General features: G+C 65.7%; 18 protein-coding genes. 10 read left to right on the forward strand and 8 right to left on the reverse strand.

The features are described 5' to 3' along the window. The first annotated feature begins 147 nt into the window (after positions 1-147). Positions 148-933: a ZIP family metal transporter gene (locus ACG0Z6_RS12530; protein WP_394461873.1), complete on the forward strand. Its 786-nt coding sequence runs from the start codon at positions 148-150 to the stop codon at positions 931-933. A gap of 8 nt (positions 934-941) precedes the next feature. Here the strand turns inward: ACG0Z6_RS12530 and ACG0Z6_RS12535 are convergent, their stop codons facing one another. The 4 genes from ACG0Z6_RS12535 to ACG0Z6_RS12550 all read right to left on the reverse strand — a co-directional run bounded on the left by ACG0Z6_RS12535 (position 942) and on the right by ACG0Z6_RS12550 (position 4,497). After that, the gene (locus ACG0Z6_RS12535) at positions 942-1,376 is read right to left on the reverse strand and encodes a universal stress protein (RefSeq protein ID WP_394461875.1); all 435 of its coding nucleotides are present in this window, start codon (positions 1,374-1,376) and stop codon (positions 942-944) included. A gap of 155 nt (positions 1,377-1,531) precedes the next feature. After that, positions 1,532-2,389 (reverse strand): sulfurtransferase, encoded by an 858-nt coding sequence (locus tag ACG0Z6_RS12540; RefSeq protein ID WP_394461876.1) that lies wholly within the window; start codon positions 2,387-2,389, stop codon positions 1,532-1,534. A gap of 3 nt (positions 2,390-2,392) precedes the next feature. Next, complete coding sequence (locus tag ACG0Z6_RS12545) at positions 2,393-3,304, reverse strand: DMT family transporter (protein WP_394461878.1); 912 nt, start codon at positions 3,302-3,304, stop codon at positions 2,393-2,395. An 86-nt stretch (positions 3,305-3,390) separates the two neighbouring features. Beyond that, on the reverse strand, positions 3,391-4,497 hold the full coding sequence (locus ACG0Z6_RS12550) for an aromatic ring-hydroxylating oxygenase subunit alpha (RefSeq protein ID WP_394461880.1): 1,107 nt from the start codon (positions 4,495-4,497) through the stop codon (positions 3,391-3,393). 318 nt (positions 4,498-4,815) lie between these two features. Between ACG0Z6_RS12550 and xseB the strand changes: the two genes are divergently transcribed. The 4 genes from xseB to folE2 all read left to right on the forward strand — a co-directional run bounded on the left by xseB (position 4,816) and on the right by folE2 (position 8,828). Beyond that, positions 4,816-5,073, forward strand: coding sequence for an exodeoxyribonuclease VII small subunit (gene xseB, locus ACG0Z6_RS12555; RefSeq protein ID WP_394461882.1), 258 nt, complete (start codon positions 4,816-4,818; stop codon positions 5,071-5,073). 3 nt (positions 5,074-5,076) lie between these two features. Continuing rightward, on the forward strand, positions 5,077-5,964 hold the full coding sequence (locus tag ACG0Z6_RS12560) for a polyprenyl synthetase family protein (RefSeq protein ID WP_394461885.1): 888 nt from the start codon (positions 5,077-5,079) through the stop codon (positions 5,962-5,964). 10 nt (positions 5,965-5,974) lie between these two features. Next, on the forward strand, positions 5,975-7,918 hold the full coding sequence (dxs, locus tag ACG0Z6_RS12565) for a 1-deoxy-D-xylulose-5-phosphate synthase (RefSeq protein ID WP_394461887.1): 1,944 nt from the start codon (positions 5,975-5,977) through the stop codon (positions 7,916-7,918). A 118-nt stretch (positions 7,919-8,036) separates the two neighbouring features. Further along, a complete protein-coding gene (gene folE2 / locus ACG0Z6_RS12570; protein ID WP_394461889.1) occupies positions 8,037-8,828 on the forward strand; it encodes a GTP cyclohydrolase FolE2 in 792 nt (263 codons plus the stop codon). 22 nt (positions 8,829-8,850) lie between these two features. Here folE2 and ACG0Z6_RS12575 read toward each other — a convergent pair whose 3' ends face one another. Next, entirely contained in the window at positions 8,851-9,789 is a 939-nt protein-coding gene (locus ACG0Z6_RS12575; RefSeq protein WP_394461891.1) for a LysR family transcriptional regulator, read from the reverse strand. A gap of 97 nt (positions 9,790-9,886) precedes the next feature. Here ACG0Z6_RS12575 and lysA point away from each other — a divergent pair, with 97 nt between their 5' ends. The 3 genes from lysA (at position 9,887) to ahpF (ending at position 13,608) form a co-directional block, all read left to right on the forward strand. Next, a complete protein-coding gene (gene lysA, locus ACG0Z6_RS12580) occupies positions 9,887-11,143 on the forward strand; it encodes a diaminopimelate decarboxylase (RefSeq protein WP_394461893.1) in 1,257 nt (418 codons plus the stop codon). 123 nt (positions 11,144-11,266) lie between these two features. Then, the gene (gene ahpC, locus ACG0Z6_RS12585; protein WP_394461895.1) at positions 11,267-11,830 is read left to right on the forward strand and encodes an alkyl hydroperoxide reductase subunit C; all 564 of its coding nucleotides are present in this window, start codon (positions 11,267-11,269) and stop codon (positions 11,828-11,830) included. Between the two features lie 206 nt (positions 11,831-12,036). Further along, positions 12,037-13,608: an alkyl hydroperoxide reductase subunit F gene (gene ahpF, locus ACG0Z6_RS12590; RefSeq protein WP_394461897.1), complete on the forward strand. Its 1,572-nt coding sequence runs from the start codon at positions 12,037-12,039 to the stop codon at positions 13,606-13,608. A gap of 8 nt (positions 13,609-13,616) precedes the next feature. On the opposite strand, the gene rarD is transcribed toward ahpF, so the two are convergent. Further along, the gene (rarD, locus tag ACG0Z6_RS12595) at positions 13,617-14,555 is read right to left on the reverse strand and encodes an EamA family transporter RarD (protein WP_394461899.1); all 939 of its coding nucleotides are present in this window, start codon (positions 14,553-14,555) and stop codon (positions 13,617-13,619) included. Then, positions 14,552-15,307 (reverse strand): pseudouridine synthase, encoded by a 756-nt coding sequence (locus ACG0Z6_RS12600; RefSeq protein WP_394461901.1) that lies wholly within the window; start codon positions 15,305-15,307, stop codon positions 14,552-14,554. Before ACG0Z6_RS12600 ends, rarD begins: the two co-directional genes overlap by 4 nt. A gap of 118 nt (positions 15,308-15,425) precedes the next feature. Between ACG0Z6_RS12600 and ACG0Z6_RS12605 the strand changes: the two genes are divergently transcribed. After that, on the forward strand, positions 15,426-15,806 hold the full coding sequence (locus ACG0Z6_RS12605) for a hypothetical protein (RefSeq protein ID WP_394461903.1): 381 nt from the start codon (positions 15,426-15,428) through the stop codon (positions 15,804-15,806). 21 nt (positions 15,807-15,827) lie between these two features. Here the strand turns inward: ACG0Z6_RS12605 and ACG0Z6_RS12610 are convergent, their stop codons facing one another. Continuing rightward, positions 15,828-16,250: a YchJ family protein gene (locus ACG0Z6_RS12610; protein WP_394461905.1), complete on the reverse strand. Its 423-nt coding sequence runs from the start codon at positions 16,248-16,250 to the stop codon at positions 15,828-15,830. A 42-nt stretch (positions 16,251-16,292) separates the two neighbouring features. Between ACG0Z6_RS12610 and ACG0Z6_RS12615 the strand changes: the two genes are divergently transcribed. Further along, a complete protein-coding gene (locus ACG0Z6_RS12615; protein WP_394461907.1) occupies positions 16,293-18,728 on the forward strand; it encodes a UvrD-helicase domain-containing protein in 2,436 nt (811 codons plus the stop codon).

Here is an 18,728-nt window from a genome sequence, read left to right on the forward strand (position 1 = left end):
ATTGGCGCTGCCACCGCACGTTGCCATGGGGGTGCGGGACTTTTGCGCAAAGGCAGCGGCTGAGTCTGAGAGAATCGCCCACCTCCTGTTTCCACCGTGCCCCGTGCACACAACCCAAGTGGTCAGCCTGTCGCCAACCCTGAATCCATGACCCTGACCTATATCCTGCTGGCCACCTTGGTGGGTGGCATTGCTTCCGTGGTGATTGCTGCCAGCCTGACGCACGCGGTGCTCAGCCGTGTGGTCAAGCACCTGGTGAGCCTCTCGGCCGGGGTGCTGCTGTCAACGGCCTTGCTGCATGTTTTGCCTGAGGCCTTCGAGTCCGGCGTGGACGCGCACAAGCTGTTTCTGACCCTGTTGGCGGGTTTGTTGTTTTTCTTCCTGCTGGAAAAAGCCGAGCTCTACCGGCACAACCACCACCACGAGGGTGATGGGCACCACCACCACCACCATTTCGACCGCGAGCAAGCTGGGCGCGGAGGTTTGTCTGTGCTGGTGGGCGATGGCATTCACAACTTCTGCGATGGCTTCATCATCGCCGCCGCCTTTTTGGCGGACCACCACCTGGGCTGGGTGACGGCCATGGCCATCATTGCCCACGAAATCCCTCAGGAAGTGGGCGACTACATCGTGCTGCTCAACGCGGGCTTTTCGCGCGCCAAGGCGCTGCTGTTCAATGCCTTGTCGGGCTTTGCTGCCGTGTTGGGTGGCTTGGCCGGCTACTTTCTGGCCGGGCACTGGGAAGGCATCTTTCCCTACCTGCTCGTGGTGGCGGCCAGCAGCTTTGTCTATGTGTCGGTGGCGGATTTGATTCCGCAACTGCAGCGCCGCCTGCCCTGGCGCGAAACCGCGGCCCAGCTGCTGTGGCTGGGCACGGGGGTGACGCTGGTGCTGTTGCTGGTGGGCGGCCCGCACGCGGGGCACGCCCACTGAGCCTGGGTTTAACGCACCACCAGCACCGGGATGGTGCAGTGGGTGAGTACCTTCTGGGTTTCGCTGCCCAGCAGCAGGGCCTGAAAGCCGCGCCGACCGTGTGAGGCCATGACCACCAAGTCAGCGCCCACGGTCTTGCTGTGGTCGATGATGGCTTCCCAGGCATGCAGCGCTTCGATGGTGTGCGCTTCAACAGGCACGCCCGCAGTCTGTGCGGCCTGGACCACGGCGCTCAGCCGGGTTTGGGCGATGCGCTCTTGTGCGTCGTAAAACTCCTGCGGCGGCGTGGGCTGCATCTCCGTCACGGCGCTGTAGGGAAAGGGCTCTTTGACGCTGATGGCGTAGAGCGTGGCGCCTTGCAGCCGGGCCAGCTCAACAGCGGTTTGAATGGCCTTGGCGGTGATGTCTGAGCCGTCGGTGGGAACGAGAATGCGCTTGTACATAGAGGCCTCCGTGTGAGGGGTTGCAGCGTTGGTGCTTGCGGGCAGTGTGCGGTCGGCCGACCGACTACAACTTGATCGAACTCAAGTCTGCCAGCGCGCCATTCGCGCTGCGTCGCTCATCGCTAGGGCAGAGTGCCCGGGAGGCTCTGCTGGGCTCAGCTGCGTGCAACGGGGCGGCTGGGGTCGCTACACCATTCGCTCCACGAGCCCGGGTACAGCGGCCCTGCGGGCAGCCCGGCGTGGGCCATGGCCAGCAGGTTGTGGCAGGCGCTCACGCCCGAGCCGCACTGGTGGACCACAGCGGCGGGGTCGCGCTGCCCCAGCACGGCGCTGAAGCGCTGGCGCAGCTCAGCCGGGCTGAGAAAGTGGCCGTCTGCGCCGAGGTTGTGTTGGTAGAAGTGGTTGAGTGCGCCTGGGATGTGGCCTGCTTGCGGGTCCAGGGGCTCGACCTGGCCTGAAAAGCGCTCGGGCGCGCGCGCGTCCAGCAGGGTTTGTGTGTCCAGGGTCGCCAGCAGTTCTGTCGCGCTGAGGGTGGCCTGCAGCGAGGCTGAAGCCTCAAAGTCACCTGTCTGGGGTTGGGGTTCTTGGCCCGCTTGTACCGTGCCGCCCGCGGCCACCCAGGCCTCAAAGCCGCCGTCCAGCACCTGCACAGGGGCATGGCCCAGCCAGCGTGCCAGCCACCACAGCCGCGCGGCAAACAGGCCGCCCTGGCGGTCGTAAGCCACCAGGCGCTGCTGCCTATGCAGGCCCAGGCCGCGCAGGCATTGGGTGAGCTGGTGCGGGTCGGGCAAGGGGTGGCGCCCGGCAAAGCGGCCTTGCGCGTCGGTCTTGGGGCCAGAGAGGTCCGCCTCCAAATGCAGGTAGTGCGCGCCGGGAATGTGGGCTTGCGCGTACTGCAGCGCACCGGCCTGCGGGTCGGTGAGGGCGAAGCTGCAGTCCACCAGCACTGGGGCCTGGGGCTGCGCCAGCAGGGCATGCAGTTCGGCAGCGCTGATCAGGGGTGGCGTGCTCATGGGTCAGGAGTCCTTGGGGGCGGTCATGTCTGGGGGTGGCTTGGGGCCTGCCGCACGCGTGCGCAGCAGTGTGGCGCTGAACCCGGCAGCCACGATGAGGAGCATACCGAGCAGGGACATCCAGGGCAGGCGCTCATCAAAAATCAACACCCCCCACAGCACCGAAAACACAATGCCCAGGTAGTTGAGTGTGGCGTTGGTGAGGGCTTTGCCCACGGCGTAGGCGCGTGTCATGAGCAGCTGTGCCGCCGTGGCCAAGAGGCCCACGGCCAGCAGCAAGGCCGCACCGCGCAGGGAGTGGCCGTGCCAGCCTCCGGCTTCGGGCAGCGTGCTGGTGAGCAGCGCACCCGCCACTGCGCCGCCCACGCTGAAGAAGAAGACCACGCGCAGCTCGGGCTCGCCCGCGCGGCCCAGTGCGCCGACCTGCAAATACGCCAGAGCCGACAGCACGCCCGATGTCAGCCCCGCCAGCGCGTGCCAGATTTGCTCGGGTGCCAGCGTGGGGCGCAGCAGCAGGCCCACGCCTACAAAGCCCACGAGTACGGCGGCGACCAGACGACCATCCAGGCGCGCGGCACCGAGCAAGACGCTGCCGCCCAGCAGAAACGCCGCCATCCACACCGAGGACATGTAGTTGAAGGTCATGGCCGTGGCCAGGGGCAGCTCGGCAATGGCGTAAAACCACAGACACAGAGCGCTCACCCCGCTGATGCTACGCCACAGGTGCATGCCAGGCACGGCGGTGCGCAGGCTCAGGCCCTGGCGCAGGCACAGCAGCGCCGTCAGCACGGCACCGATCAAACCGCGGTACATCACGATTTCGGCTGCGCTGTAATGCGCCGCAGCCAATTTCACGCACACCCCCATGCTGGCAAACAGCGCACTGGCCAGCACCATCATCCAAGACGCAGACATGGCGGGCATTGTGGCCCAGCCACCAAGCACAACGCCCCCGATGTGGGGGCGTTGTCAGTGGGTGCTTGGGCTTCTGCAGTGAGGCTTCAGAGGCCGAGTTTGTCGCGGTACCACTCGTGGAAGTGCTGCATGCCGTCTTCCATGGGGCTTTGGTAGGGGCCCACTTCGTTGTCGCCGCGCAGCATCAGGGCTTTGCGCCCGGCGTCCATGCGCTCGGCGATTTCGTCGTCCTCGATGCAGGTCTCCATATAGGCGGCTTGCTGGGCATCGACGAATTCGCGCTCAAACGCGACGATTTCCTCGGGGTAGTAGAACTCCACCAGGTTCAGCGTCTTGTCCACGCCGCGCGGGAAGAGGGTGGAGACCACCAGCACGTTCGGATACCACTCCACCATGATGTTGGGGTAGTAGGTCAGCCAAATCGCACCCTGGGTGGGGCTTTGGCCCTGGCCGTACTTCAGCACCTGCTCGTGCCAGAGCTTGTAGACATCCGACCCCGGCTTGGCCAGCGCCTTGTTGATGCCCACGGTCTGCACCGAGTACTCGCGCCCGAACTCCCAGGTCAGGTCGTCGCAGGTCACAAAGCTGCCCAAACCCGGGTGGAAGGGGCCGACGTGGTAGTCCTCCAGATAGACCTCGATAAAGGTCTTCCAGTTGTAGTTGCACTCGTGCAGCTGCACCTTGTCGAGCTGGTAGCCCGCAAAGTCCAGCGCGGCACGCGGGCCAACCTTGGCCAGATCCGTTGCAATGTCCCGCCCGTTGTCTTCAAACACCAGGCCATTCCACTCACGCACGGGGTAGCGCTTGAGGTTCAGGCAGGGGTCGTGGTCGAAGTGCGGCGCGCCAATGAGCTCACCCTGCAGGCTGTAGGTCCAGCGGTGCAGTGGGCAGACGATGTTGCTGCGCGTGTTGCCGCGGCCCTTCAACATCACCGCCTGGCGGTGGCGGCAGACGTTGGAAATCAGCTCCAGCCCCTGGGGCGTGCGCACCAAAGCGCGGCCTTCGGCTTCCTGGGGCAGTGCGTGGTAGTCCCCCACCTCGGGCACGGACAGCGCGTGGCCCAGGTAGCGCGGGCCGGACTGGAAGATGAGCTCTTGTTCCTTTTGGAACAAGCCCTCGTCGAAATACGAAGTGACAGGCAGCTGCGAGTGGCTGCGATTAAGCGCGCTGAGAGAGAGGCTCAGGTCGGACATGATCCAAAGGGTTCTCCAAGAAACCAATGTCAACCCCCCGGCGCCTTTGGCGTTTGGCTTTGATAGCCAAGCAAGCCGCCGGGAATAAAGAAAATGGCCACCTTGCGGGGCCACGGGGGGAGCCCGAGTACACAAGCTGTACCAAGGCAAACGAGGGCATGATTGTATCAGTGCAAGCTGAGCCGACCTGGGCTCACCGAGGAGTGCTACTTCCAAGGCGCCGTGAATTCTTTCAGGCCAAAGCGAAGCTGCCCCCGATGGGGGATGGGGTCCTTGCCCGCATATGGGGCGCTTAGAATGCCGCTTTTGTCGAAAAAAATGAGCAAACCTACCAGCAAAAGCAAGGCTGCAGACGCCGCAGCAGCGCCCGTGGCTCAAAGCTTTGAGCTTGCGCTGGAGGAGCTGGAGCGTTTGGTGGCGGATATGGATACCGGTCAGCTGGCGCTGGAGCATGTGCTCACCAGCTACCGGCGCGGCGCCGAGCTGCTCAGCTACTGCCGCGCACAGCTGCAGGCGGTGGAGCAGCAGGTGCAGCAAATTGACTCGGCAGCCCCTGCGTCCGATGGTGCGCTCTGAATAATGAACATGAACCGATTTGATGCGTGGGTGCACGAGAGCCTGGTGCAGGTGGAGCAGGCGCTGGACGCCTGGGTTTGCCCCGAGGCTCCTGCAGGCTTGGGCGAGGCCATGCGCTACGCGGTGCTGGGTGCGGGCAAGCGTTTGCGCCCGCTCCTTGTGCTGGCCGCAGCGCAGGCTGTGCGGGGTCAATATGCCGCGGCGCTGCGTGCCGCCTGTGCGGTGGAGCTCATCCACGCCTACTCCTTGGTGCATGACGACATGCCCTGCATGGACAACGATGTGCTGCGCCGCGGCAAACCCACCCTGCATGTGGCGTTTGGCGAAGCCAAGGCCATGCTCGCCGGTGATGCCATGCAGGCCCTGGCGTTTGAAGTGCTCACCCCCGAGACGGGTGTAGACCCCCTGCTGCAAGTGCGCCTGTGCGCCATGCTGGCGCGTGCCAGCGGCCCCGAAGGCATGGCGGGCGGCCAGGCCATTGATTTGGCCAGCGTGGGCCAGCAGCTCAGCCGCGAACAGCTGCACGATATGCACCGCCGCAAAACCGGCGTGCTGCTGCAAGGCAGCGTGCTCATGGGCGCGGCCTGCGGTCAAACCACGCCCGAGCAATGGCAGGCGTTGAGCGACTACGGCGCCGCCCTGGGCGTGGCCTTCCAGGTGGTGGACGACATCCTGGACGTGACCCAGGCCTCAGATGTGCTGGGCAAAACCGCCGGCAAGGATGAAGATTGCAACAAGCCCACCTTTGTGAGCGTCATGGGCTTGCAGGCCGCATCGGACTACGCCGACGAGCTGCGCCAGCGCGCCCAAGCCGCACTGCAAGCCAGTGGTTTGGAAGACACCCAGTGGCTGAGTCTGCTGGCGGACAAAGTGGTGGAGCGCCAGCATTGAGCGGCAGGCCATGACAGACACAGCATCCTCCTACCCCCTGCTGCGCACCATCAACACGCCGGCGCAGCTGCGAGCCTTGCCCCGCACCCAGCTGCGCCAACTGGCCGATGAGTTGCGCGCCTATGTGCTTGACACCCTGGCCAACTCCAAGGTGGGCGGGCATTTGGGCTCCAACCTTGGCACGGTCGAGCTGACGGTGGCTTTGCACTACGTGTTTGACACGCCGCACGACCGCCTGGTGTGGGATGTGGGTCACCAGACCTACCCGCACAAGGTGCTGACCGGGCGGCGCGACGAGCTGCCCACCATCCGCCATTTCGGCGGCATCAGCGGCTTCCCGCGGCGCGAAGAAAGCGAGTACGACACCTTTGGCGTCGGGCACTCTTCCACCTCCATCTCTGCAGCGCATGGCATGGCCATGGCGGCCAAGCTCAAGGGCGAGGCACGCAAGGCTGTGGCCATCATTGGCGACGGTGCCATGACGGCGGGCATGGCCTTTGAGGCCTTGAACAACGCGGGCATTGCGCACGGCGGGCTGATGGGCGACATGCTGGTGGTGCTCAACGACAACGACATGTCGATCAGCCCCCCAGTGGGCGCGTTGAACAAATACCTGGCGCGGCTCATGAGCGGCAAGTTCTACGCCAAGGCGCGCGAAGGCGCCAAGAGCGTGCTGCGCCACACGCCGCTGTACGAGCTGGCGCGCCGTTTTGAAGAGCACACCAAAGGCATGGTGGTGCCCGGCACCATCTTTGAAGAATTCGGCTTCAACTATGTCGGGCCCATCGACGGGCACGATCTGGACTCGCTCATCCCCACGCTGGAAAACCTGCGCGACCGCCCCGGCGCGCAGTTCCTGCACGTGGTGACCAAAAAGGGCGCAGGCTACGAGCTGGCCGAGGCCGATCCGGTGAAGTACCACGCCGCTTCGGGCAAGTTCGATCCGGCCGTGGGCTTTGTGAAATCCACCGCCCCGGCCAAGCCCACTTTCACGCAGGTGTTTGGCAACTGGCTGTGCGATATGGCGGAGCTGGACCCCACGCTGGTGGCCATCACCCCGGCCATGCGCGAGGGCTCGGGCATGGTGGAGTTCCACCAGCGCTACCCCAGCCGCTATTTCGACGTGGGCATTGCCGAGCAGCATGCGGTGACCTTTGCCGCGGGTCTGGCTTGCGAGGGGCTGCACCCGGTGGTGGCCATTTACTCGACCTTCTTGCAGCGCGCCTACGACCAGCTGGTGCATGACGTGGCGCTGCAAAACCTGCCCGTGCTGTTCGCGCTAGACCGTGCTGGCTTGGTGGGCGCCGATGGTGCCACCCATGCGGGCAATTACGACATTGCCTACACGCGCTGCATTCCCAATATGGCCGTGCTGACCCCGGCCGACGAGAACGAATGCCGCCAGGCGCTCTACACCGGGCAGCGCCATCCCGGCCCAGTGACGGTGCGCTACCCCCGTGGCGCAGGTGTGGGAGCGGTGCCGCAAAGCGCGATGCAAGCCTGGCCCTGGGGCAAGGGCGAAATGCGCCGCCACTCCGGTCAGGCGCAGACGCGCGGGCAAGGCCCGGCGCGCATTGCGCTGCTGGCCTTTGGCACCTTGCTCTACCCAGCGCTGCAGGCCGCTGAGGCGCTTGACGCCAGCGTGGCCAATATGCGCTTTGTCAAACCCCTGGACCAAGCCTTGGTGCTGGAGCTGGCGCGCAGCCACGACGCCCTGGTGACCATCGAAGACGGCTGCATCATGGGCGGGGCCGGCAGCGCCGTGGCTGAGGTGCTGGCCGCGCATGGCCTGACCTTGCCGCTGTTGCAGCTGGGCTTGCCTGACGAGTTCATCGAGCACGGCGATGTGCCCAAGCTGATGTCGCTTTGCGGCCTCGATGCCGCGGGCATTGAGCGTTCGGTGCGCGAGCGCTACTGGCCGGCCACCAGCGTGCCCTCGGCCGTCAACCAGTGATCAATAACCCTTTGCCTGAGCGCGCAAGCACAAGCTGAGAAGATGGGCAGTGCGCTGGGCCTGCACTTGCAGGGCTCAGCGCCGCTGTTGCCCCAGCCGGGCGCCTGAACGAGGCCGCATGAACCAAATCACCAGCACCCTGCACATTCCCGACACCCAGAGCGAGCGCGACACGCGCCATCTGCTCATCCAGCGCGTGGGCGTGAAGGATGTGCGCTACCCGCTGCAGCTCCAAATTGGTGGGCGCGTTGAGCCCGCCGTGGGGCTGTGGTCGCTGGACGTTTTGCTGCCTGCTGAAAAAAAGGGCACGCACATGTCGCGCTTTGTGGCTTGGCTGGACGAGCTGCGCGAGCCGCTGGATGGCGCAACCCTGCTGCGCCTGCATGCCCTCATGCTGCAGCGCCTGGAGGCGCAAGACGGCCGCATCGAGGTGCGCTTCACCTTCTTCATTCGCAAGCGTGCACCGGTCTCAGGCATTGAGAGCCTGCTGGACTACCAAGGGGCATTCATTTGCGAGACCCGCTCCGGGCACACGCAGCTGTGGCTGGAGGTGGCCGCACCGGTCAAAAGCCTGTGCCCCTGCTCCAAAGAGATTTCCGACTACGGCGCGCACAACCAGCGCTCGCTGGTGACCATTCGCGTGGCACCTAAGGACGAGCAGCTCAGCCTCATCGACCTCGTGCGCGTGGCCGAGGCCAGTGCCTCGAGCGAAATCTGGCCGCTGCTCAAACGCAGCGACGAGAAGTGGATCACCGAGCGCGCTTACGAGAACCCCAAGTTCGTCGAGGACTTGGTGCGCGACGTGGCGCTGCGCCTCAACGCCGATGCGCGCGTGGGCGCCTATGTGGCCGAGGTGGAAAACTTCGAGTCCATCCACAACCATTCGGCTTACGCGCGCATCGAGCGCTGAGTCTTGCGCCTCGCCTGCCAGCTCAGGCCAGATCGTCCTTTACCGCCTGCATCAGCCGCTGCAGCCGAGTTTGGAGCGGTGCGACCAGCGCGTGGCGTGGGCGGTGCAGGGGCTCCAACACATGCAGCTCAAAGGGCAGGCTGAAGGCCAAGGGGCGCAGGTGTAGCGCCTCGCTGGCTGCGGCCAGGGCCGTCAAGGGATTGACGATGGCCACCCCCAGGCCCTGGGCCACCAGGGCGCACAGCGTGGCCGCGCTTTCGGTTTGCAGGCTGAGTTTGCGCTGCACAGCCGCCTGCGCAAAACACTGATCGATTTGTTGTCGGTAGGGGTCTTGGGGCGCGAGGCTGACAAAGCGCTCGCCCTCAAAGTCTTGGAGTCGTAGCTTGGGTTTGGACAACAGAGGGTGGCCTGCGGGCAGCACGGCCACTTCGTCCAGGCGCGCCACCAGGGTGCTGCGCACCCCGGCTTGCGGGGCGGCCTGTTCGGCAAAGCCCAGGTCAAAGCGCTGTGCGCCCATCCATTCGTGCAGCAGCGGGGCTTCTTGCGTGGTGATGGACAGCCGCGCCTGCGGTGACTGCAGCAGCAGCTCGCGGCATAAGCGAGGCAGCAGCGCATGCGCCAGCGCAGGCAGGGCCAGCAGCTGCAAGGTGTCGTCCAAGCCCGTGCGCAGGGCTGAGGCGCGCTCCTGCACCCGCGCCAGGCCCTGCCAGGCCAGCTGCACCTCGTCGTACAGCGCCAGCGCGCGCGCCGTGGGGCGCAGGCGGCCTGCCTGACGCTCGAACAGCGCATAGCCCAGCAGCTGCTCCATGCGGGCCAGCTCCCGGCTGAGGGTGGGCTGCGAACTCCACAGTGCCGCCGCCGCCTGCGTCACGCTGCCCGCTTGCATGATGGCGCGAAACACCTCGATGTGGCGGTGGCTCAATGGCGTGCGATGGGGGGTATCGGGAGTGTCAGTGCTCATATCGAAAATGAATGGATGTGGCTATTTTCGCTATTTGCACGCATGGGTGGGCTGCGGCATGCTGGCGCCTGTTTCAAACACACAGCTGTACCTGTTCATGAACGCGTCTTTGCCCCTGTCTTTGTCTGAAAACACCGTGCGCGAGTTGGTGCAGCGCTTTGGCACGCCGCTGTGGGTGTACGACGCGGCCACTGTGCGCGAGCGCATTGAAGCGCTGCGCGCCTTCGACACCATCCGCTTTGCGCAGAAGGCCTGCTCCAACACCCACATCCTGCGCCTGATGCGCGCGCAGGGCGTGAAGGTGGATGCGGTCTCGCACGGCGAGATCCTGCGTGCCCTGGCAGCGGGCTACGAGCCCGGTACGCCAGCGCAGGAGATTGTGTTCACCGCCGATGTGCTCGACGCTGCCACGCTGGCCTGCGTGGCGCAGCACCGCATTCCCGTCAACGCCGGGTCCATCGACATGCTGCACCAGCTCGCCGCGGTGTCGCCCGGCCACCCGGTCTGGCTGCGGCTCAACCCGGGCTTTGGTCACGGTCACAGCAACAAGACCAACACCGGCGGCGAGCACAGCAAGCACGGCATTTGGCACACCGAGTTTGAGGCGGCGCTGGAGGTGGTGCGCGCGCGGGGCTTGGTGTTGGCGGGGCTGCACATGCACATTGGCTCGGGCGTGGACTACGCCCATCTGGCCCAAGTCGGCGAGGCCATGCTGGGCCTGGTGCGCCGCGCGCATGCCCTGGGCCTGCAGGTGCCGGCCATCTCGGCCGGTGGCGGCTTGTCCATCCCTTACCAAGCAGGTGCGCCGCGCGTGGATGTGCAGCACTACTTCGGCCTGTGGGACGAGGTGCGCCGCCAAGCGCAGCAACTGCAAGGGCGCGAGGTGCATTTGGAGATCGAGCCCGGCCGCTACCTGGTGGCGGAGTCCGGCGTGCTGCTGAGTGAGGTGCGCGCCGTGAAGGACGCCGGGGCCAATCACTTTGTGCTGGTGGACGCGGGCTTTAACGAGCTCATGCGCCCGGCCATGTATGGCGCCTATCACGCCATGAGCCTGGTGGCTGCCGACGCTCAAGCGCGGGCGGCTCGCTTGAGCGTGGTGGCTGGCCCGCTGTGCGAGTCTGGCGATGTGTTCACACAAGGCGAGGGCGGCACGGTGCTGGCCCGGCCACTGCCTCAAGCACAGGTGGGCGATTGGCTGGTGGTGCACGACACCGGGGCCTATGGCGCCTCCATGTCCAGCAACTACAACAGCCGCCCGCTGGCGGCCGAGGTGCTCCTGGATGGCGCGGCACCGCCGCGCCTGATCCGCCGCCGCCAGACGGTGCAAGAGCTTCTGGACTTGGAAGCGGTGTGAGCGGCACGATAGAAGACGCTCATAGGCTGCCCCAATGGCAGTGATTTGATTAATCAAACCTAAGGGATTGAGGCAGGTCATATCATTACTCCCGTTCGTTCAACCACACACACGGAGTGACACATGTCCCTGATCAACACCCAAGTCCAGCCCTTCAAGACCCAGGCCTTCCACAACGGCAAGTTTGTTGAAGTCAGCGACGCCAGCCTGAAGGGCAAGTGGTCGGTGCTGGTGTTCATGCCCGCCGCTTTCACCTTCAACTGCCCCACCGAAGTGGAAGACGCTGCTGATCAATACGCCGAGTTCCAAAAGGCTGGCGCCGAGATCTACATCGTCACCACCGACACCCACTTCTCGCACAAGGTGTGGCACGAAACCAGCCCCGCCGTGGGCAAGGCCAAGTTCCCGCTGGTGGGTGACCCCACGCACGCGCTGACCCGCGCTTTTGGCGTGCACATCGAAGAAGAAGGTCTGGCCCTGCGCGGCACCTTTGTGATCAACCCCGAAGGCGTGATCAAGACCGCTGAAGTGCATGACAACGCCATCGCTCGCGACATGAAGGAAACCCTGCGCAAGCTCAAGGCGGCTCAGTTCGTGGCCAACAACCCCGGCCAAGTCTGCCCAGCCAAGTGGAACGAAGGCGCCAAGACCCTGACCCCCTCGCTGGACCTGGTCGGCAAGATCTAAGTTCAGGCTGACTTGAACCGTTTGTCGTGAGACAGACCGCGGCTGCACACCGTCACAGGTGTGCAGCCCATGACCCCCAGCAACGCTGCAAGCGACGCTGAAAACACCCTCTCCAGTGCTGCGATAGCTGCGGCTCCAGCGGGTGTTTTCAGGGTGGCTTGAACCGCCACGCCTGAACGCAAACCCCGCAGTCAAAGGAGCACGCCATGTTGGACGTCCAACTCAAAGAGCAACTCAAGGCCTACCTGGAGCGCGTGCGCGAGCCATTTGAGATCGTCGCCACGCTCGATTCATCCGACACCGCCGCCGAAATGCGCGAGCTGCTGCAAGAAATTGCCGCCGCCTGCGACAAGATCCAGCTGCGCTGGGATGGGCAGGATGCGCGTGCGCCGTCCTTTGCCCTGCAGCGTGCCGGGGAGGCCAGCCGCCTGAGTTTTGCGGGTCTGCCGCTGGGCCATGAGTTCACCTCGCTGGTGCTGGCCCTGTTGTGGATGGGCGGCCACCCGCCCAAGGTCGAACCCGCCGTGCTCGAGCAGATCAAGGCCTTGCCCGGCGAGCATGTGTTCGAGGTCTATATGAGCCTCTCCTGCCACAACTGCCCGGACGTGGTGCAGGCGCTCACCCTCATGAGCTTGCTCAACCCCGGCATTCGCACCACGGTGATCGAAGGCGGCGCTTTTCAAGCCGAGGTCGAGCAGCGTCAGGTCATGGCCGTGCCCTGTGTTTACCGCAATGGCGAGGTCTTTGGCGCGGGCCGCATGAGCTTGGAAGAAATTCTTGCCAAGCTCGATGTGGGTGCGGCAGCGCGTGAAGCCGCGGCACTGAGCCAGAAGGCGGCTTACGACATGCTCATCGTCGGCGGTGGCCCGGCTGGCGCGGCAGCGGCGGTGTATGCGGCGCGCAAGGGCTTGCGTGTGGGCGTGGCGGCTGAGCGCTTTGGTGGCCAGGTCAACGACACCCTGGCGATTGAAAACTACATCTCCGTGCTGGAGACCGATGGCCCCAAATTCGCAGCCGCCCTGGAAGCCCAGGTGCGCCACTACGGCGTGGACGTGATGAACCTGCAGCGTGCCAGCGCGCTGAAGCCTGCTGAGCAGCCCGGTGGTTTGATTGAGGTGGCGCTGGACAACGGCGCGGTGCTGCGCAGCCGCAGCATCATCCTGGCCACGGGCGCGCGCTGGCGCAACCTGAATGTGCCCGGTGAAGCCGAGTACAAAAACAAGGGCGTGGCCTACTGCCCGCATTGCGACGGCCCGCTCTTCAAGGGCAAGCGCGTGGCGGTGGTGGGGGGCGGCAACTCCGGCGTGGAAGCCGCCATCGACCTGGCCGGTGTGGTGGCCCATGTGACGCTGCTGGAGTTCGCCCCCGAGCTGCGCGCCGACGCGGTGTTGGTGGACAAGCTCAAGAGCCTGCCCAATGTGAACATCATCACCAACGCCCAAACCCGCGAACTCACCGGCGACGGGCAGCGCCTGCAGGCCCTGCACTACACCGACCGGCTCAGCAACGAGACGCACGAACTCGCACTCGAGGGCGTGTTCGTTCAAATCGGCCTGGTGCCCAACACCGACTGGCTCAAGAGCACGCTGGAGCTGAGCAAGTTCGGTGAGATCGTGGTGGACGTCAAAGGCCACACCTCGCTGCCCGGCGTGTTCGCGGCTGGTGACGCGACCACCGTGCCCTACAAGCAAATCGTCATCGCTGCGGGCGAGGGCGCCAAGGCCTCACTCTCGGCCTTTGACTACCTCATCCGCACGCCGCAGCCTGTGCAGGGCTGAAGTCGAGCTCAGCGCGCCGCGGCCAGGCTGCGGCGCTCCCGCCAGAGGTGCTCGGCCGAGTACACCAGCAAGGCGGTCCAGATGCAGGCAAAGCCCACCAGGCGGCCGCTGCTGAGCGTCTCGTGATACAGACCCCAGCCCAGCAAAAACTGCAGGCTGGGCGCGATGTATTGCAGCAGGCCCAGCGTGCTCATGCGGATGCGCCGCGCGCCAGCGGCAAACAGCAGCAGCGGCAGGGCGGTCATGGGGCCCGACAGCAGCAGCCATACCCACAGCATGGTGTGCTCGTGGCCGGAACGCCCGGGGGCGGCGGTCAGCCCCACGTCCAGGCTGCCCTGGCTCACCCACCACAGCACTGCACCCAGGGCCAATGGAGCGGCAAAGGCGGTTTCCAGTGTCAGCCCTTCGAGGGGGCCCAGCGCGGCGGTTTTTCTCAGCAACCCGTAGAGGCCAAACGACACGGCCAGGCTCAGCGCCACCCAGGGCAGGGCCCCGGCGCTGAGCGTCATCCACACCACACCCATGGCGGCCAGGGCAATGGCACACCACTGCGCAGGGCGCAGCCGCTCGTGCAGCACCAGGGTGCCCAGCAGCACATTCACCAGGGGGTTGATGAAGTAGCCCAGGCTGGCGTCCAGCACGCGGCCGTTGTTCACGGCCCAGATGTAGATCAGCCAGTTCACGCCCAGCAGCGCGGCGGAGGCCGCAAAGCCTAGGAGCACGCGCGGCTGCTGGCGCAGCTCAGCCAGCCAGCCCCAGCGCTTGAGCGCACCGAGCACGGCCAGTAGCAGCAACATGCACCACAGGGCGCGGTGCACCACGATTTCGGCGGCGCTGACTTGCTGCAGCTGTTTGAAATACAAAGGGAAGAGGCCCCAGATGGCGTAGGCGGCGGCTGCGAAAAGCACGCCGCGCGCGCCGCTCTGGTCGGTGGAAGTGGTGGTCATCGTGGCAGCATGGTAGCCGTGGCGCTGGCCCCGGGCTTGAGGCTGGCCTCGAGTCCACAGCTCTGCAGCACGGGTGCCCAATGGGCATCGGGCGGGCACTGCAGGTGCAGCACCCCCGTGCCCATGGGGTGGGGCAGCTCCAGCGTGTGCGCGTGCAGCCACAGCCGCTGCAAGCCCAGATGCGCGGCCACGGCGCGGTTGTGTGCGCCCTTGCCATGCGTGGCGTCGCCCACGATGGGGTGGGCCAGGTGCTTGAGGTGGCGGCGGATCTGGTGACGCCGTCCGGTCTCGGGCCGTGCCCGCACCACGGCATAGCGGCTGCTGGCGTGGCGGCCGTCCACCGAAAACGGCCAGCTCAGCTGCCCCAAGGTTTCGAAGTGGGTGCTGGCCGCCAGCATGGGCTGCCCGGCCGAGGGCAGCTCGGGGTCACGAGCCAAGGGGTGCTGGCAGCTGATGTGGGGCGCGGGCCAGCCCCGCACCAGGGCGAGGTAGCTTTTGCGCACCTCTGCCGCCTCAAAGGCTTGGCACAGCGTGCGGGCAGCGTCTTCGTTCAAGGCAAAGACCAACAGCCCCGAGGTGCCTTTGTCCAGGCGGTGCACGGGCCAGACATGGCGACCCAGCTGCTGGCTCACGCGCTGCAGCGCGGCGTCTTGCTCATGCGCATCGAGTTGTGTGCGGTGCACCAGCAAACCGGGGGGTTTGTTCACCACCACCAAATGGGTGTCGGCAAAAAGCACGGGCAGTGCGTTCATGTCCCCACAAATTCCCCCTTTGGGGGTTAGAGAGTTGTCACATTCCATTCGGACAATTCCGATCTCAAGACACACACCGTGTCGACTTGACGCGAAGCCCTTGTTTCAGGAGTTCACCATGCCGCAAGAAATTCACATTGGACACCGCTCAGGCCTGGTCAGTGCGCTGAGTTGGCTCTTGCTGGGCTTGGGCGTGGCGGGCTTGTTGGTGGGGGCTTGGGTGGGGGGGCTCGGCGGCGTGCTGCTGCTGCCTTGGGCGGCTGCGTCCATCTGGGTGGGGCAAGCCCTGTTGCGGCGCCTGCCTTGGAGCCGCCGTCCGGCACGCCTGTTGGCCCTGGGCTGGCTGCCCTGGCTGTTGCTGGGGGCTGCCAGCGGGCTCTTGCCGCTGTGGGCCATGGCCAGCCTGGGCCTGCTGGACATGGTCTTGCTGGCGCTGGGCTTGCGGCTGAGCTTTCTGCCGCAGTGGAACAGCGCGCGCATTCACAACGAGTTCGCGTGAGGGCCTGCTGAGCTTTACGGCTCAGCCGTGCTGCACGCCGTCCACGTAAAACCACTGCCCGTTTTCCAGCACGAAGCGGCTGGTCTCGTGCATGCGCTGCGCGCGGCCCTGCCATTTGCTGCGCGCCACAAACTCCACTTCGGCGTGTTGGGCGTCGATCATGCGGTGCTGGCGCACTTGCAGGCCCAGCCAGCGCAACTCGGCTTCCAGGGGTTCGAGCTGCGCGGGTCGCGTGCTGGCGTGCCAGCTCGCCAGCAAGTAGGCCGTGTCGCTATGCACATAGGCGCTGTAGCGTGAGCGCATGAGCGCCTCGGCCGTGGGCGCGGCCAGCGTGGCGTCAGCGTGAAAGCGTGCGTGCAGGGTGCCGCAGCATTGCAGATAGGGCTGCGGCAGGCCGCATGGGCAGGGCATGTCGGCCTCAAAAGCCGGGGGCTTGGATTTCATGCGCGTCATCATGCCAGCGGCGTGGCTCACTAAAATGGCTGGATGAATCTCCAGCCTCGCGCACTCCACTCAGCCGCCGACGACGCGCCGCCCCCAGACCTCTTCACGCCCGCAGCGCCACGCGGTTTGCTCGAAGGTCTCAACCCCGAGCAGTTGGCCGCGGTGACCGCAGGCCAAGCCCCGGCGCTGATTCTGGCGGGCGCGGGCTCGGGCAAGACGCGTGTGCTGACCACGCGCATTGCCTGGCTGATGAGCCAGGGCCTGGCCACCCCGGCCAACCTGATGGCCGTGACCTTCACCAACAAGGCCGCGAAAGAGATGCTCACGCGCCTGTCGGCCATGCTGCCGGTGAATGTGCGCGGCATGTGGATTGGCACCTTCCACGGCCTGTGTCACCGCTTTTTGCGCGCGCACTGGAAGCTTGCGGGCCTGCCCCAGGGCTTTCAGATTCTTGATGCGGGCGACACCGTGGCCGCCGTGAAGCGCGTCATCAAGGGCATGAAGCTCGACGAAGAGCGCTTTGTGCCCAAGCAGGTGGCCTGGTTTATTGCAGGCGCCAAAGAAGACGGCCTGCGCCCGCAAGACATGGAGCAGCGCGACGAGCAAACCCGCCGCTTGGTCAGCATCTACCAGGCCTACGAGGACCAATGCCTGCGCGAAGGCGTGGTGGACTTTGCCGAGCTCATGCTGCGCTCCTACGAGCTGCTGCGCGACAACGCCGAGCTGCGCGCGCACTACCAGCGCCGCTTCCAGCATGTGCTGGTGGATGAGTTTCAAGACACCAACCGCCTGCAATACGCCTGGCTCAAGATGTTCGCGCCCCCCGGCAGCCAGCAGTGCGTGTTTGCCGTGGGCGACGACGACCAAAGCATCTACGCCTTTCGCGGCGCACGCGTGGGCAATATGGCCGACTTCGAGCGCGAGTACCGCGTGCGCCAGGTGGTCAAGCTGGAGCAGAACTACCGCTCCTTTGGCAACATCCTGGACTGCGCCAACGCCCTCATCAGCCACAACAAAAGCCGCTTGGGCAAGAACCTGCGCACCGAAGCCGGGCCCGGTGAACCTGTGCGCGTGAACGAAGCCGCCAGTGACTACGCCGAAGCCCAGTGGCTGCTGGAAGAAGCCCAGGCCCTGCACCGCCAGGGGCTGGCACGCAGCCAGATTGCCGTGCTCTACCGCAGCAATGCGCAGTCGCGCGTGGTGGAGTCAGCGCTGTTCAACGCCGGCATTCCCTACCGGGTGTATGGCGGGCTGCGCTTTTTCGAGCGCGCCGAAGTCAAGCACGCCCTGGCCTATTTGCGCCTGATTGAAAACGCCAACGACGACACCAGCTTTTTGCGCGTGGTGAACTTCCCGGCGCGCGGCATTGGCGCGCGCACCATCGAGCAGCTGCAAGACGCCGCGCGTGCCAGCGGGCGCAGCCTCTACCAAAGCGTGGGCGCGGTGGGCGGGCGTGGTGGCAGCAGCCTGGGGGCTTTTGTGGCCCTGGTGGAGGGCCTGCGCCAAGCCACCGTGGGGCTGACACTGCGCGAGATCATCGAGCACATGCTGCACGCCAGCGGCCTGCAGGATTTCTACCGTGCCGAGAAAGAGGGCGCGGACCGGCTGGAGAACTTGGATGAGTTGATCAACGCCGCCGAGGCCTTTGTCACCCAGGAGGGCTTTGGCAAAGACGCCGTGGCGCTGCCGGTGGATGAGTCTGGCGCGGGCTATGCGCCCGGCGATCTGGCCCCGGGCTTGCCCGTGGCGCCAGCCCCCGCGGCCACCCCTGTGCCCGATGCCGAGACGGGCGAGATCATGTCGCCGCTGGCGGCGTTTTTGTCGCATGCCTCGCTGGAGGCGGGCGACAACCAAGCGCAGGCCGGGCAGGACGCCTTGCAGCTCATGACTGTGCATGCGGCCAAGGGCCTGGAGTTCGACGCCGTCTTTTTGACCGGGCTGGAAGAGGGCCTGTTCCCGCACGAGAACGCGCTGTCCGACCCCGACGGGCTGGAGGAAGAGCGCCGCCTCATGTATGTGGCCATCACGCGGGCGCGCCAGCGGCTCTACATCAGCTTTTGCCAGACCCGCATGCTGCACGGGCAGACGCGCTACAACATCAAGAGCCGCTTTTTGGAGGAGCTGCCCGAGCCCTGCCTGAAGTGGCTGACACCGCGCCACCAGGGCTTTGGCTCGGGCTTTGAGCGCGGCTACCAGCAGGCCTGGGAGCGTGGCAGCGGGCTCAAATCCATGGTTGGCGCCGGGCGTGTGGAGCCCCAGGCCCCACCGGCGGCGCTGCAAAAGTCCGCAGCGGCCAAGACCGGTGCGGAATTCGGCGGCTTGCGTGTGGGCAAGGGCGTGTTCCACACCAAGTTCGGTGAGGGCGTGCTGCTCACCCTTGAGGGCAGCGGTGCGGATGCACGCGCCCAAGTCAACTTCGGGCGCCACGGCATCAAGTGGCTGGCCCTGAGCGTGGCCAAGCTCACGCCCATCGACTGA

The organism is Roseateles rivi (assembly GCF_043555845.1).
Taxonomy (GTDB): Bacteria; Pseudomonadota; Gammaproteobacteria; order Burkholderiales; family Burkholderiaceae_C; genus Roseateles; species Roseateles rivi.

Excerpts from the sequence above, each read along its gene's own strand:
- ACG0Z6_RS12530 (WP_394461873.1), top strand. The coding sequence starts at position 148 with ATGACCCTGACCTATATCCTGCTGGCCACCTTGGTGGGTGGCATTGCT.
- ACG0Z6_RS12535 (WP_394461875.1), bottom strand. The coding sequence starts at position 1,376 with ATGTACAAGCGCATTCTCGTTCCCACCGACGGCTCAGACATCACCGCC.
- ACG0Z6_RS12540 (WP_394461876.1), bottom strand. The coding sequence starts at position 2,389 with ATGAGCACGCCACCCCTGATCAGCGCTGCCGAACTGCATGCCCTGCTG.
- ACG0Z6_RS12545 (WP_394461878.1), bottom strand. The coding sequence starts at position 3,304 with ATGTCTGCGTCTTGGATGATGGTGCTGGCCAGTGCGCTGTTTGCCAGC.
- ACG0Z6_RS12550 (WP_394461880.1), bottom strand. The coding sequence starts at position 4,497 with ATGTCCGACCTGAGCCTCTCTCTCAGCGCGCTTAATCGCAGCCACTCG.
- xseB (WP_394461882.1), top strand. The coding sequence starts at position 4,816 with ATGAGCAAACCTACCAGCAAAAGCAAGGCTGCAGACGCCGCAGCAGCG.
- ACG0Z6_RS12560 (WP_394461885.1), top strand. The coding sequence starts at position 5,077 with ATGAACATGAACCGATTTGATGCGTGGGTGCACGAGAGCCTGGTGCAG.
- dxs (WP_394461887.1), top strand. The coding sequence starts at position 5,975 with ATGACAGACACAGCATCCTCCTACCCCCTGCTGCGCACCATCAACACG.
- folE2 (WP_394461889.1), top strand. The coding sequence starts at position 8,037 with ATGAACCAAATCACCAGCACCCTGCACATTCCCGACACCCAGAGCGAG.
- ACG0Z6_RS12575 (WP_394461891.1), bottom strand. The coding sequence starts at position 9,789 with ATGAGCACTGACACTCCCGATACCCCCCATCGCACGCCATTGAGCCAC.
- lysA (WP_394461893.1), top strand. The coding sequence starts at position 9,887 with ATGAACGCGTCTTTGCCCCTGTCTTTGTCTGAAAACACCGTGCGCGAG.
- ahpC (WP_394461895.1), top strand. The coding sequence starts at position 11,267 with ATGTCCCTGATCAACACCCAAGTCCAGCCCTTCAAGACCCAGGCCTTC.
- ahpF (WP_394461897.1), top strand. The coding sequence starts at position 12,037 with ATGTTGGACGTCCAACTCAAAGAGCAACTCAAGGCCTACCTGGAGCGC.
- rarD (WP_394461899.1), bottom strand. The coding sequence starts at position 14,555 with ATGACCACCACTTCCACCGACCAGAGCGGCGCGCGCGGCGTGCTTTTC.
- ACG0Z6_RS12600 (WP_394461901.1), bottom strand. The coding sequence starts at position 15,307 with ATGAACGCACTGCCCGTGCTTTTTGCCGACACCCATTTGGTGGTGGTG.
- ACG0Z6_RS12605 (WP_394461903.1), top strand. The coding sequence starts at position 15,426 with ATGCCGCAAGAAATTCACATTGGACACCGCTCAGGCCTGGTCAGTGCG.
- ACG0Z6_RS12610 (WP_394461905.1), bottom strand. The coding sequence starts at position 16,250 with ATGAAATCCAAGCCCCCGGCTTTTGAGGCCGACATGCCCTGCCCATGC.
- ACG0Z6_RS12615 (WP_394461907.1), top strand. The coding sequence starts at position 16,293 with ATGAATCTCCAGCCTCGCGCACTCCACTCAGCCGCCGACGACGCGCCG.